Consider the following 13488-nt stretch of genomic DNA (forward strand, 5'->3'; position numbering starts at 1 on the left):
CGGGCCTTCTTAGCGTGACGGACCTACCCCGGTAAAGACCACGGTACCTTCCCTGATGCGTCGATGAGCCGCGATTTTCACAATTGACGGTGAGTGGGGCGAACGGCCCCGGTGAACCGACGCTTGGGAGTGATCCGATTGGGGCGGCATCCGACGACTCCGCACCGTGCGATCGACCTCGTCGAGGGCGCGCGCGCCCTGGCGGACCTCGACCCGGACGGCGTCGCGTTCCGGTACGCCCCCGACGGCCGCGCGGTCACCGCCCTGCTCACCCGGGGCGACCTGGACCGGCGCGCCCGGGAGGTGGCCGCCGCGCTCCAGGCCGTGGGCGCCGTCCCCGGTGACCGGGTGCTCCTGCTCACCGGTCCCGGGCCGGAGTTCGTGGCGGGCTTCTACGGTTGCCTCTACGCGGGGGCGTGCGCGGTTCCCTGCCCGCCGCCGCGTTCGGCCCGCCGCCGGGGACGGCTCGAAGCGGTGGCGGCCGACGCGAGACCCGCCGCCGTCCTGGTCACGCGCGGTGTGGAGCCCGCCCTGGACGTCCCGGTCCTGATCATCGAGGACGCCGCCGACGCCGCGTCGTGGCGGCCGTGTCGCGTCCGTTCCGACACCCCGGCCCTCATCCAGTACACCTCGGGTTCCACCAGCGCCCCGAAGGGCGCCGTGATCACGCACGGGAACCTGGTCGCCAACATCGGCATGATCAGCGACGCGGCGGGCCATGCCTCGGCCGGGGAGCCGCTCAGCGCGGTGTCCTGGCTTCCCGTGCACCACGACATGGGCCTGATCGGGTGCCTGCTGGCGCCCCTGTTCTGCGGCGGCACCGCCACCCTGCTGCCGCCCGAGGCGTTCCTCCAGGACCCGGCCTGCTGGCTCCGTCTGATCGGGGAGTCCGCCGGTCTCCTCTCCAGCGCCGCGCCGAACTTCGCGCTGGACATGTGCGTGGACCGCGTCTCCCTCGACCGGCTCGCGGACGTGCGGCTGGAGCACTGGCAGGCGCTCGTCTGCGGCGCCGAACCGGTGCGCGCCGCGACCGTCAACCGGTTCGTCCGGCATCTGCGACCGCTGGGCCTGCGGCGCGAGACGCTGCTGCCCGCCTACGGCATGGCGGAGACGACCCTGCTCGCGACGGTCGACCGCCGGGGCCCCCGCATGCGGTGGGCCGACGCGGCCGACCTGGAGCGGGGACGGTTGACACCCGTGCCCGCCGGAAGCGAGGGCGGGGTCGAACTCGTCTCGTGCGGCGCGCCGCCCGCCGGGACCCGGATCGCCATCGTCGACCCCGACACCGGTACCCGGTGCCCCGACGGCGTGGTCGGGGAGATTCGCGTGACCGGCGCGCACGTGACGCGCGGGTACTGGGGCGACGTACCGAGCCCGCTCGCCCCGCTGCGGGACGACCCGGAGCGGCGGGCGTGGCTGCGCACCGGCGACCTCGGCGTCGTCCACGACGGTGCCCTGTACGTGACCGGCCGGCGCAAAGACCTGATCATCCTGGACGGCCGCAACCTGCACCCGCACGACATCGAGCTGACCGCCGGACGCGACGCCCCGGTGGTCCGCCCCGGGCTCAGCGCCGCGTTCTCGGTGCCCGGGGACGACACCGAGCGGCTCGTGGTCGTCCGCGCCGTCGATCCGCGCGTCCGCGCCACCGACACCGAGACGCTGCGCGAGATCGCCGAACGCGTCCGCCGCGCCGTCATCGCCGACCACGACGCCGAGCCGCACGCCGTGGTCCTGGTCCGGGCCGGGGAGATCGAGCTGACGACCAGCGGCAAGGTGCGGCGGCAGGAGATCAGACGCCGCCACCTCGCCGGGGAACTGCGCGCCGTGTACGTCCACACCGCACCCGGCGACCGGGCCGCACAGCCCGCCGGGGGCCGGTCGCCTGACCGGAGAGGGCTGACGGGCCTGGCCCCCGGCGCCCGCCCGGGAGCGGTGGAGGCGTGGCTGCGCGACCGGGTCGCCGCGCTCGCCCACGTCGAGCCCTGGGAGATCGATCCGGGCCTGCCGCTGCCCGCCGCCGGGCTGGACTCGCGGCGCGTCGCCCGGCTGCGCGCCGAGATCGTCGACGCGACCGGTGTCGCCGTCCCGGCGGGCGCCGACGACCTGCGGGCGCTGGTGGACGCCGTCGTCTCCGGCCTCGACGACCCGCCCGCGGACGGCGCGCCGCCGCTCGTCCCGGCGCCGTCCGACCGGCACGAGCCGTTCCCGCTCACCGACATCCAGCACGCCTACCTCGTCGGACGCGGCGTCGAGCAGGAGTACGGCGGGGTCGCGGCGCACGCCTACCTGGAGATCGACGCCGGTGACCTCGACCTGGCGCGCCTGGAGGCGGCGTGGCGGCGGATCGTCGCCCGGCACGACATGCTCCGCGCCGTCGTCACCGCCGACGGCCACCAGCGGGTTCCCGCCCAGTCGCCGCCGGACGTCGGCGGCTTCGACCTGTTCGACGTGCGCGGGGTCCCGCCGGAGGAGGCGCGCGCGGCGCTCGACCACGAGGTGCCCGACCCGTACGAGGGGCCGATGCACCGGATCGCGGTCACCCGCGGTTCGGACGGGCGGGCCCGGCTGCACCTGAGCGTCGACCTGCTGGTCGCCGACCTGTGGAGCCTGTACGTCCTGTCGCGGGAGTGGCGGCGTTCGTACGAGGACCCGGCCGCCGACCTGCCCGATCCCGCCCTCGGGTTCCGGGACTGGGCGGTCGCCGAGCGGTCCCCGCGTCCCGAGGACGTCGCCTACTGGCGGGACCGGCTGCCGGATCTCCCGTCCGCTCCGCGGCTTCCCGTTTCGGCGTGGCGTCCCGGCGAACCCGCCCGGTTCGCCCGCCGGGAGCACCGCGTCGACGCCGCGACGTGGGCGCGGCTGGTGGACCTGGCGCGGTCCCATGGCGTGACGCCGTCGGCGACGCTCCTGGCCGCCTATGGCGCCGTGCTCGGCGCCTGGAGCAGCGGCCCCCGGTTCACGGTCAACGTCACGCTTTTCAATCGGCCGGACGCGCACCCCGAACTCGCGGACGTCGTCGGCGACTTCACGTCCGTCGACCCCCTCGCCATGGACTGCGCCGCGCCGGGCCGGTTCGCCGACCTCGCGCTGAACGTCCAGCGTCGTCTGTGGCGCGACCTGGAGCACGCGTCGTACTCCGGCGTCCAGGTGATGCGGGACCTCGCCCGCCGCGACGGCGCGGCCGGAGGCGCGATCCTCCCGTGCGTCTTCACCAGCGGCCTGGGGCTCGGCGACGGCGAGCCGCCGTTCGCCTGGCTGGGACGGGCCGTCCACGGCATCTCCCAGACACCCCAGGTCCTGCTGGACCACCAGGTCTTCGAGGACGGCGGCGGCGCGACGCTCATCTGGGACGCCGCCGCCGACTACTTCCCGCCGGGGGTCCTCGACGACATGTTCGCGACCTACCGCCTCCTGCTGGACGAGTTGGCAGCGGGCGGTGACCGGTGGGAACGGCCGCCGACCGTGCCGCTTCCCCCGCATCAGGCCGAGATCCGGGCCCGGGTGAACGAGACGGCGGGGCCGGTGCCCACCGGCACGCTGCCCGACGGGGTGTTCGCGCGTGCCGCCGAACGCCCCGACGCCCCCGCGGTGATCGCCGTGGACCGGACCCTCACCTACGGCGAACTGGCGCGCCGCGCGGAGACCCTCGCCGCCAACCTGCTCGCCGCGGGCCTCGGCCGCGGCGATGTCGTGGGGGTGAGCCTGCTGAAGGGGTGGCGGCAGATCGTCGCCGTCCTCGCGGTGACGCGGATCGGCGCCGCCTACCTGCCCGTGGATCCCGGTCTGCCCGAGGAGCGGCGGCGGTGGCTGCTGGAGTCGGCGGGGGCCGCGATCGTGCTGCGGGACGTGCCGGACGAGACCGGAACCGCGCCGGTGGCCATGGTCGCGGACGCCCGGCCGCGTGCCGAGGACGTCGCCTACATCCTGTACACGTCCGGTTCGACGGGGACGCCGAAGGGGGTGGCGGTCAGTCATCGGGCGGCGTTGAACACGTGCGTCGACATCGTCGAACGGTTCGGGATCGGGCCGGACGACCGCGTCCTCGGCGTCTCCTCGTTGAGCTTCGACCTGTCGGTCTTCGACATCTTCGGGGTGCTCGGCGCGGGCGGCGCGCTCGTCCTGCCCGACCCGACCCGACGCGCCGACCCCGCCCACTGGACGGACCTGGTCGACGAGCACGGCATCACCCTGTGGAACTCGGTGCCCGCGCTCATGGAACTGGTCGTCGACCACGTGGAGCGGACGGGCTCACCGAAGACGCTGCCGTTCGGCCGTGTGCTGCTGTCGGGTGACTGGATTCCGGTGTCGTTGCCGGATCGGTTGCGTGCGTTGGCTCCGGACGCGTGGGTGGTGAGTTTGGGTGGTGCGACGGAGGCGGGGATCTGGTCGATCGCGTATCCGATCGAGCGGGTGGATGCGGGGTGGGAGTCGATTCCGTATGGTCGGCCGTTGCGGAACCAGTGGTTCGAGGTGCTCAACGAGCGGTTCGAGCCGTGTCCGACGTGGGTGACCGGTGAGCTGTTCATCGGTGGTGTCGGGCTGGCGGAGGGGTACTGGCGCGACCCTGAGCGCACCGACGCGCAGTTCGTGACCCATCCGGCTGATGGGCGTCGGTTGTATCGGACGGGTGATCTGGGTCGGTATCTGCCGGACGGGACGATCCAGTTCCTGGGCCGGCACGACCACCAGGTCAAGGTCGGCGGGCACCGCATCGAACTCGGCGAGATCGAACACGCGTTGCGCGCCGCGCCCGGCGTCGGTGAGGCCGTCGTCATCGCCCACGGCGACCGGCACCGCAGGAGGCTCGCCGCGTTCGTCACCCGGACCTCGTCCGCGCCCGGCGACGCCGTCCCGTCCCTGCCGGGCGCGGACGAACTCGCCCTCCTCGACGGCGACCTGGAGGGCGTGCTGCTCGATCCGGCGGAACGGCTGGAGTTCACGGCCGCCCGCCCCGGGCTGCGCGCCCTGCCCGCCGACGGCGCGATCACGCTGCCCGAGGTCGAGTCCGCGCCGCGCCGGACGAGCCACCGCCGGTTCACCGCCGACCCCGTCCCGCTCGACGCGCTGTCCCGCCTGCTCGAAGGGCTGCGGGACGGCGACCGGCACGCCTACGGGTCCGCCGGAGGGCTCTACCCCGTCCAGGTGTGTCTCGACGTCGCCGACGGCGGCGTGGACGGCCTCCCCGGCGGCGCCTACCACTACGGCCCGGACGGTCACCGCCTCTTCCCCCTCGACACCGAGCCGCTCCCGGCGCGTCCCGGCTTCACCTCGGTGAACGCGCCGCTCGCGGCGGGCGCGCCGTTCGCCGTCTACCTGGTGGCGCAGTCCCGCGCGATCAGACCGCTCTACGGCGGCCTGTGGCGGGACTTCAGCCTGATCGAGACCGGGCTGATCGCCCAGCTTCTGGACGGCGCCGCGCCCGCCGCAGGGCTCGGCCTGTGCCAGGTCGGCGACCCCCACTTCGGCCCCGAACTGCGGGCCCGGTTCGACCTGGACGACGGGCACGAACCCCTGCACGCGCTCGTCGGCGGCGTCCCCGACACGGCCCCGGCGGCGCCGCGTCCGACCCGCGCCGGACTGCGCCGGGCGCTCGCCGAACGGCTCCCGGCGGCCCTCGTCCCGTCGACGATCGTGATCCTGGACCGGCTGCCGCTGACCGCGATCGGCAAGGTCGACCGGAGCGAGCTGGAACGGCTCGCCGGTGAGGCCGCCGCCGCGGGCGAGGCGCCGGTGCCGCCCGCCACCGACCTGGAACGCGCGATCGCCGCCGTGGTGGCGGCCGAACTCGGCACCGACCGGATCAGCGTCACCGACGGCTTCTTCGACATGGGCCTCGACTCGGCGATGGTCACCCGGATCTGCGGCACACTCCGCACCCGCCTCGCCGACGCGGACCTGCCGGGCGCCGACCTGCCGCTGCCGCTGATGTTCGAGGCCCCGAGCGTCCGGGCGCTCGCCGCCCGGTTGGACGGCAGCGCCGACCTCACCGCGGCGGCCCGCGAGGGCCGGTCCCGCGGCGCCGCGCGGCGCGCGAACCGCAACCCGACCCGGAACCGGCGCCATGCCTGCGCCCAGTGGAAGGACGGAGAGGAATGAGCACTGGTGACATCGCCGTGATCGGCATGGCCTGCCGCCTGCCGGGCGCGCGCACCCCCGAGGAGTTCTGGACGAACCTGGCCGGCGGCGTGGAGTCGATCGGCGAGGTGGAGGCCGCCGATCTCGCCGCCGCGGGCCTCGACCCCGACCTGGCGCGGCGGGACGGCTACGTCGGGGCGTGCTCCGCCCTCGACGGCATCGAGGAGTTCGACGCCGCCTTCTTCGGCTTCGTCCCCCGCGAGGCCGCGTTGCTCGACCCGCAGCAGCGGGTGTTCCTGGAAATCGTGTGGGAGGCGCTGGAGGACGCGGGCCGTCCCCCCGCCGCGGCCCCGGTCACGGGCGTCTTCTGCGGATGCAACGCCCCCAGCTACCTGATGAGCAACCTCGTTCCCGGGGGCCCGCTGCTGCCCGGCGGTGAGGCCTTCGACGTGCTCATCCACAACGACAAGGACTACCTCGCGACCCGGACGGCGTACCGGCTCGGCCTGACCGGACCCGCCGTGACCGTCCAGACCGCGTGCTCGACATCGCTGGTCGCCGTCCATCTCGCCTGCCAGTCCATCCTGGACGGCGAATGCGAGCTGGCCGTCGCGGGCGGCGTGTCGATCCGCGTGCCGCAGCGCACCGGCTACCTCCACGAGGAGGGCCTGGTGTTCTCCCCGGACGGGCACTGCCGCCCCTTTGACGCCGACGCCGCGGGCACCGTGTTCGGCAACGGCGCGGGAGTGGTCGTCCTCAAGGACTTCGACCGTGCCGTCGAGGACGGCGACCGTATCGAGGCGGTGATCCGCGGCTCGGCGGTCAACAACGACGGCGCCGCCAAGGCCGGCTTCACCGCGCCCGGCGTGGACGGCCAGACCGAGGTGATCAGCGCGGCGCTGGCCGTCGCGGACGTCGACGCCGCCACGGTCACCGCCGTCGAGGCGCACGGCACCGGCACGCCGCTCGGCGACCCCATCGAGATCACCGCGCTGACCCGCGCGTTCCGCGACTACACCGCCGAGACCGGATACTGCGCGATCGGTTCGGTGAAGTCCAACGTCGGTCATCTGGACACCGCGGCCGGGATCACCGGGCTGCTCAAGGCGATCCTCCAGCTACGGCACCGGCGGCTCGCGCCGAGCCTGCACTTCCGCCGTCCCAGCCCGCACATCGACTTCGACAAGTCGCCGTTCTGGGTCGTCACGGAGGAGACCGCCTGGGACGCGCCGGGCCCGTTGCGCATCGGCGTCAGCTCGTTCGGGATCGGCGGCACCAACGCGCACGTCGTCCTGGAGGAGCCGTCCCCGGCCGAGCTGCGCCCGGAGCCGTACCCGCCGCGTCCCGCGCAGATCGTCGTGGCCTCGGCGCGGACACCGGACGCGGCGCGCACGGCCGCGGACCGAACCGCCGTGGCCGTGGCAGCTGCGCGGGACACCGGGGTGCTGGCCGACATAGCGGGCACCACGCAGTCGGGTCGCCGACATTTCCGCTACCGGCGCTTCGCCGTCGGAACCGACGGGCCCGGCCTGTCCGCCGACCTGCCCGGCCCGGTGTTCGACGCGGGCGAGGCCGAGCCGCGCGTGGTGTTCCTCTTCCCCGGTCAGGGGAGCCAGTACGCGGGGATGGCGCGCGGCCTGTACGAGTCGGAGCGGGTGTTCCGCGACGAGGTCGACGCGTGCGCCGAAGTCCTCCGGGACGTCGCCGACCTCGACCTGCTGGGGCCCCTGTACGGCGGAGACGGCGATCTCACCGCGACCGGTCTGGCGCAGCCCGCCCTGTTCACGGTGGGGTACGCGCTCGTCCGGTTGTTCGCGTCCTGGGGTGTGCGGCCCGACGCGATGGCCGGGCACAGCGTGGGCGAGCTGCTGGCGGCGTGCGTCGCGGGCGTGCTCTCCCGGGACGACGCGCTCCGCGCCGTCGCGGCGCGGGGACGGTTGATGCAGCGGTGCCCGCCCGGCGCGATGCTGTCGGTCGGGACGGCCGCCGACGCGGTGCGCCCCCTGCTGACCGGTGGGCTGTCGCTGGCGGCGGTGAACGGGCCGGAGCTGTGCGTGGTGTCCGGCCCGGCCGAGGAGGTCGAGGCGTTCGCCGCCGGGCTCGACGTGCCGCACCGGACGCTGCACACCTCGCACGCCTTCCACTCGGCGATGATGGACGCCGCCGTCGCGCCGTTCGCCGACGAGCTGCGCGGCATGTACCTCTCCAGCCCGCGGCTGCCGTTCGTGTCGAACGTCACCGGGACGCTGATCACCGACGAGCAGGCCCGCGACCCCGCCTACTGGGGACGGCAGTTGCGCGCCCCCGTCCTGTTCGCCGACGGACTCCGGACGGTCGCCGGGGACGGCCGGACCGTGCTGGTCGAGATGGGCCCCGGCGACGTCCTCGGCCGGTTGGCACGGCACGGCCTCGACCCGTCCGGACGAACCGTCGTGACCTCCACCGTCCCCGGCCCGGACGGCGACGGCGACGGTCATGGCGACGACGTCTCCACGGCCCTGACCGGCCTGGCCCGAGCGTGGGCGGCGGGCGTCGAGGTCGACTGGGAGCGACTGCGCGGCGGCCCGTTCCGCAGGGTGAGCCTGCCGACGTACCCGTTCCAGCGGCGCCGCTACTGGGTGGACCCCGTGCCCCACGGCGGCGGACCCGTGTCGGGCGGTCTCGCGGCACGTCTCGACCTGCCGCCCGCCGACACCCTCTCCGCCGACGACGCCGCCGACCTCCGCGAGGGGCTGTCCACCGCGTACGTCGCGCCGCGCGACGAGACGGAGGAACGCGTCGTCGCGCTCTGGCAGGAGTTCCTCGGCCGCGGCCCGATCGGCGTCCACGACGACTTCTTCGAGCTGGGCGGACACTCGCTGGCCGCGGCCCGGCTCGCCGCGCGGCTCCGCGACGAACTCGGCGTCCCGGTGGCGCTGCGGACGCTCATGCGTCACCCCACCGTCGCCGGGATGCTGGCCCACGCCGGGGACGCCGAGCCCGACACCGCGCCGCCGGACGCGCTGCCGGAGATCGTCCCCGACCCGGCCGCCCGGTACGAGCCGTTCCCGCTCACCGAGATGCAGCAGGCCCAGTGGCTGGGTCGGTCGGCCGTGTTCGAGGGCGGCGACGTCGCCGCGCACGTCTACCTCGAGACGGAGGGCCGCGACCTCGACCTCGGCCGGCTGGCCCGTTCCTGGCAGCGGCTCGTCGACCACCACGACATGCTCCGCATGGTGGTGCTGCCCGACGCCACCCAGCGGGTGCTGCCGCCGCCGCTGACCTACACACCCGAGGTCATGGACCTTCGGAACGAGCCGGATCCCGAGGCCGTCCTGGCGGCGGTGCGCACGCGGATGCGCGCCCAGGTCCGTCCGGCCGATGAATGGCCGCTGTGGGAGCTGCGGCTCGCGCTGCTGCCGGACGGCCGGGTCCGCGCCCTGCTCAGCTTCGACCTGCTGGTGGCGGACGTCGCGAGCCTGTTCTTCGGGCTGCTGCCCGACTGGCGCCGCGCCTACGAGTCACCGGACGAGGAGACCGGCGGCCTGGAGCCGTTGACGCTGACGTTCAGGGACTACGTCCTCGCCGAGACGGCGCTGCACGACACCCCCGGCTACGAGCGTTCCCTCGACTACTGGCGGGAACGCGTCCGTGCACTGCCCCCGGCGCCACGGCTGCCCACCGTCCGGGCGGACGCCGACGACACCGAGTTCGACCGCTACACCGCCCGCTTCGCCCGCGACACCTGGGACCGGGTGAAGAGCCGCGCCGCCGCCCACGGCCTGACCCCGTCGGTGACGCTCGCGGCGGCGTACGCGTCGGTCCTCGCGACCTGGAGCGCGAGCCAGCGGTTCACCGTCAACGCCACCGCCGTCAACCGGTTGCCGCTGCACCCGGAGGTCGGCGCGCTGGTCGGGGAGTTCGCCTCGTTCGGGCTGCTGGAGGTGGACGCCGCCGCGCCCGCCACCTTCCGCGACCTCGCCACCGCGATGCAGGAGCGGAGCTGGACCGACATGGAGCACCGCCTCGTCAGCGGCGTCCGGGTCCTCCGCGAACTGGCCCGCGTCCGCGGCGGCGTGCGGGACGCGATGATGCCGGTCGTGTTCACCAGCGCGCTGGCGCGGGAGGGCACGGACTCGCCGTTCGCCTGGCTCGGCGACATCGTCCACACGATCTCGCAGACGCCGCAGGTCACCCTCGACTGCTTCGTCGTGGAGGCCGAGGGGCAGCTCGACGTGAGCTGGCACGTGCTCGGCGCGCTGTTCCCGGACGGCATGGTCGCCGACATGTTCCGCGCGTTCACCGCGCTGGTCGAGGGACTCGCGGGCGACGACGGCTGGACGGCGCCCGCCGCGGCGCCCGCGCCGGAGGAGCACCTGCGGCTCCGCGCCGAGGCGAACGACACGGCCGGGCCGGTCCCGGACGGCCTCCTGCACGATCCGCTGCTGCGGCAGGCGGCGGAACGTCCCGACGCGCCCGCGGTGATCGCCGAGGACCGGACGCTGACGTTCGCGGAACTGCGCGGCCGGGCCGCCGCCCTCGCGACCGCGCTGCGCGAGGGGGGCGTGGGCCCGGGGTCGCCCGTCGCGATCGGCGTCCGCAAGGGCTGGCGGCAGGTCGTCGCCGTCCTCGGCGTGGCGCTGGCGGGCGGCGCGTACGTGCCGGTCGACCCCGACCTGCCCGTCGAACGGCGCGCGTGGCTGCTCCGCGAGTCGGGCGCCGCGTGCCTGGTCGTCCCGTTCGGAAGCCCGCAGGGCGCGGACGTGCCCGTCGTGGAGATACCCGAGGACGCCGACTGGCGGACGGCGGAACCGACCTCCGTTCCGCGTGACCCCGGGGACGTCGCCTACATCCTGTACACGTCCGGTTCGACGGGGACGCCGAAGGGTGTGGCGGTCAGTCATCGGGCGGCGTTGAACACGTGCGTCGACATCGTCGAACGGTTCGCCATCGGCCCCGACGACCGCGCCTTCGGACTGTCGTCGCTGAGCTTCGACCTGTCGGTCTTCGACATCTTCGGGGTGCTCGGCGCCGGCGGCGCGCTCGTCCTGCCCGGCCCGGACGCCCGCACGGACGCGGCCGCCTGGACGCGGATGGTCGTGCGACACCAGGTGACGGTGTGGAACACCGTGCCCGGCCTGGCCGAGATGCTCGTCGAACAGGCGTCGGCCGACGCCGTCGACCTGCCCCTGCAACTGGCGCTGCTGTCGGGTGACTGGATTCCGGTGTCGTTGCCGGATCGGTTGCGTGCGTTGGCTCCGGACGCGTGGGTGGTGAGTTTGGGTGGTGCGACGGAGGCGGGGATCTGGTCGATCGCGTATCCGATCGAGCGGGTGGATGCGGGGTGGGAGTCGATTCCGTATGGTCGGCCGTTGCGGAACCAGTGGTTCGAGGTGCTCAACGAGCGGTTCGAGCCGTGTCCGACGTGGGTGACCGGTGAGCTGTTCATCGGTGGTGTCGGGCTGGCGGAGGGGTACTGGCGCGATCCCGAGCGCACCGACTTGCAGTTCGTTACCCATCCCGGTGATGGGCGCCGGTTGTATCGGACGGGTGATCTGGGTCGGTATCTGCCGGACGGGACGATCCAGTTCCTGGGCCGTCACGACCATCAGGTCAAGGTCGGCGGGCACCGCATCGAACTCGGTGAGATCGAGCACACGCTGGAACGCCACCCGGACGTGCGCCGCGCCGTGGTCACCGCGACCGGCGACCGGTCGCACCGGCGGCTCACCGCCTATGCCGTCCCGGACGGCGCGGTCGACCCCGACGAACTGCGCGAGCACCTGGCGCGCTGGCTGCCCGCCTACATGGTGCCGCGCGACGTCGTCCTGCTGGACGCCCTGCCGCTGACCGCCAACGGGAAGGTCGACCGGGCCGCGCTGCCCCGTGCCGAGACCCGGTCCGCCGACGCCGCCGGGCTCGCCGCCGAACTCGACCCCGACCAGCGCGCCCTCGCCGAACGCATGGCGGCCATCGTCGCGCAGGTGCTCCGCCTCGACCACGTGGATCCCGACCAGAACTTCTTCACGCTGGGCGGCGACTCCATCCTCGGCGTCCAGGTGATCGCGCGGGTGACGGCGGAGGGCATCGACGTCACCCCGCAGGACCTGTTCGCCCACCAGAGCATCGCGGAACTGGTCCTGGCGCTCGCCGCCGAGGGACGCCTGACCTCCGGGCCCGTTCCCGACGCGGACGGCGGCGACCTGGCGTCGGTCCCGCTCACGTCCGGGCAGCGGGCGGTGCTGGGGGGCGCCGTCCCGGCCACCGGCCGCCTGGTCCTGGACCTCGCGGGCGAACCGGACATGGCACGGCTCGAACAGGCCATGGCCAGGGTCGTCGCGCGGCACGACGCGCTGCGCCTGCGGATCGACGAGGCGACGGGCACGCAGCACGCCACCGAGCCCGGGGACGTCACGCTCCCGGAACTCGACCTGACGGCGCTCCCACCGGACCGGCGCGCCGACGCGGCCGACCGCATGGCGGACGAGATGGCCGACGAGATCGACCCCCGCACGTCCCCTCCCACAAAGGCAGCGGTCATCCGGGTCGGCGAGGACACGTCGCGGCTCGTGTGGGTGGCGCACCGGGCCGCCGTGGACGCCCGCTCCTGGCGGACGCTCGTCACCGACCTCGAGGCCGCCTGCACCGGCCCCCTCGACGGCCCCGCCCCCTCGTTCCTCCGCTGGGCGTCCGGCCGTCCCGAACCCGAAGCCGACGAGGTCGCCGCCGCGCCGCCAACGGCGACGGCCGGAGGCGACCTCGTCTCAACGTGCTTCGAGCTGTCGCCCGAAGAGACCGCCCGCTTCCGGACCGACCTGGAGACCGCGTACCGGCTGCGTCTCGGCGACGGGCTCCTCGCCGCCCTGGCCTGGGCGTTGTGCGCCGACGCCCGCCACGGCGACGCCCGGGTCGTCGCCGAGGCCCCCCTCGGCGGCGACGGCGTGGGCTGCCACATCGCGCCGCGCCGGCTCGCCCTGCGCGCGGACGACGCCGAGACCGCCCTGGCGGCCGTCAAGGACGCGCGTCCCGGGAGCGGCCCGCCGACCGCCGTGCTGACGGAGGTGGACGACGGGAGCTGGACCGACGACCGTCCGGGCGACGGCCCGTTCCGCGTCCCCGACGACTTCGCCGGCCCGGAGACGCCGTTCCCCGCCGGGGCGACGCTCCTCGTCCGGGCGGCCGTCGTCCAAGGCGCGCTCCGGGTCCGCTGCACGCACCCGACCGATCCCCGCGGGACGGTCCCGCTCGCCGTCGCGGCCCTCGCCGACCGGCTGCGCGCGGTCGCCGCGCACTGCGCCGCACCCGAGACCGGCGTGGTGACCCCCGGCGACTTCCCGCTCGCCGACCTCGACACCGACGACCTCGCCGACCTGCTCGCCGACGACGCCGACGAAGCCGACGACCCGTCGCGGCGCTGACGAAGAAGGGCTA

At 74.7% G+C, this 13488-nt stretch carries 2 protein-coding genes; both read left to right on the plus strand.

The features are described from left to right. The first annotated feature begins 138 nt into the window (after positions 1-138). A complete protein-coding gene (locus tag BZB76_RS11460; RefSeq protein ID WP_170180586.1) occupies positions 139-6099 on the plus strand; it encodes a non-ribosomal peptide synthetase in 5961 nt (1986 codons plus the stop codon). Beyond that, entirely contained in the window at positions 6096-13475 is a 7380-nt protein-coding gene (locus tag BZB76_RS11465) for a hybrid non-ribosomal peptide synthetase/type I polyketide synthase (protein ID WP_121434240.1), read from the plus strand. Before BZB76_RS11460 ends, BZB76_RS11465 begins: the two co-directional genes overlap by 4 nt. The last annotated feature ends 13 nt before the right edge of the window (positions 13476-13488 follow it).

The sequence above is a fragment of the Actinomadura pelletieri DSM 43383 genome (genome assembly GCF_003634705.1).
In the GTDB taxonomy this organism is placed as follows: domain Bacteria; phylum Actinomycetota; class Actinomycetes; order Streptosporangiales; family Streptosporangiaceae; genus Spirillospora; species Spirillospora pelletieri.